1 protein-coding gene is annotated in these 1,706 nt (G+C 54.9%); it reads right to left on the reverse strand.

The genetic code is table 11. The annotated features are described in order from the left end of the window. Positions 1 to 163: 163 nt before the first annotated feature. Positions 164 to 1,706, reverse strand: a 1,543-nt coding sequence (locus KDK17_RS07400; RefSeq protein ID WP_257287734.1) for an ankyrin repeat domain-containing protein, incomplete at its 5' end; no start/stop codon positions are given.

The raw sequence follows: 1,706 nt of genomic DNA on the forward strand, positions 1-1,706 counted from the left end.
CAGGAAAATAACGCAAGTTACGCAGTGAACCGTTCTCTCAATCGCGCTTTCAGCCTTGCCAGGATCTCGATTTTTCACCGTTTCTTGTAGATCGCCCTGATAGTCTTGGCATCACAGTAAAGATCGCTACCAACCAGAGCAAGACAGAGAATGTCTTTGCTCCCTACCGTGCCCCAGCCTTGGTCAGGGCCTTCACACAGTCGGTATTGCCCATCTCGGTTGCGATGGACAGCGGGGTGGCGCCATCGGAAGTCCGGGGGGCGTTTAGATCCGCATTGGCTTCGATCAAGACTTTCACGCAGTCGGTATTGCCTCTCCCGGCAGCGACGAACATTGGGGTGGTGCCATCCGACATGGCAGTGTTGAGATAAACCCCGGCGTTGATCAGGATTTTCACGCAGCCGGTATTGCCTTTCCAAGCGGCGACGTGCAGCGGGGTGGCGCCAAGCTTAATCCGAGGGTTGAGATCCGCCCCGCACCCGATCAGGACTTCCATGCAGTCGATGTTATTCTTCTGGGCAGCAAGGCATAGCGGGGTGGTGCCATCCGGTAGGGCGATGTTGGGATCAGCTCCGGCGTTGATCAGAAGTTTCACGATGTCGGTATTGCCCTTCCAGGCTGCTACGAACAGCGCGGTGGCGCCATCCTCATTACGGGCGTTGGGATCCGCCCCGGCTTCGATCAGGAGTTTCACGCAGTCGGTGTTATTTTCTTGTGCAGCAATGAACAGTGGGGTGTAACCATAATGAGTCCGGGCGTTGAGATTTGCCTTGGCTTCGATCAGGACTTTCAAGCAATTGGTATTGCCAAACTTGATCGCGATGGACACCGGGGTGTAGCCATTCGACGTGGCGGCGTTGAGATCTGCCCCGGCGTTGATCAGGACTTCCATAGAGTCGGGATTGCCTCTCTTAGCAGCGATGAGCAGTGGAGTGGCACCATTCGATGAGGCGATGTTGGGATCAGCCCCGGCTTCGGTCAGGGCTTTCACAATGTCGGTATGGCCCAGCTGGGCTGCTATATACAGCGAGGTGATGCCATCCTTAGTCCGGGCGTTGAGATCTGCCCCGGATTCGATCAGGATTTTCACGCTTTCGATTTTATTTTGTTGGGCAGCGATGAACAGTGGGGTGACGCCATCCTTATTCCGGGAGTTAAGATCCGCCCTGGCATCGATCAGAAGTTTCACGCAGTCGGTGTTATTTTCCTGGGCAGCGATGAACAGCGGGGTGGCGCCATTCTTAGTCCGGGTGTTGAGATCCGCCTTGGCTTCGATCAGGAGTTTCACGCAGTCGGTGTTATTTTCCTGGGCAGCGATGTACAGCGGGGTGGCGCCAATAGAACGGGCAGCGTTGAGATCCGCCTTGGCTTCGATCAGGATTTTCACGCAGTCGGTGTTATTTGCCTGGGCAGCCACGAACAGTGCGGTGGTACCACTCGAACAGGCAGCGTTGATATTTGCCCCGGCGTTGATCAAGCGTTTGACGATATCTTTGTGCCCGCCACCAGCTGCCAACATCAAGGCAGTGGAATCATCATCCATAATGACAATAACGGCATCGACATTGACGCCGTCTGCCAGTGACATTTCCACCTGATCCAAATCTCCCTCAAGACAAGCAAGATAAAACGCCCGATCGGGGAAAAACTCATCCGGGTGAGACTCATCGGTGTTCACATTCACCATAGGCATTGGGTCTTGGCGA

Source organism: Endozoicomonas sp. SESOKO2 (genome assembly GCF_024606245.1).
GTDB lineage: Bacteria > Pseudomonadota > Gammaproteobacteria > Pseudomonadales > Endozoicomonadaceae > Endozoicomonas_A.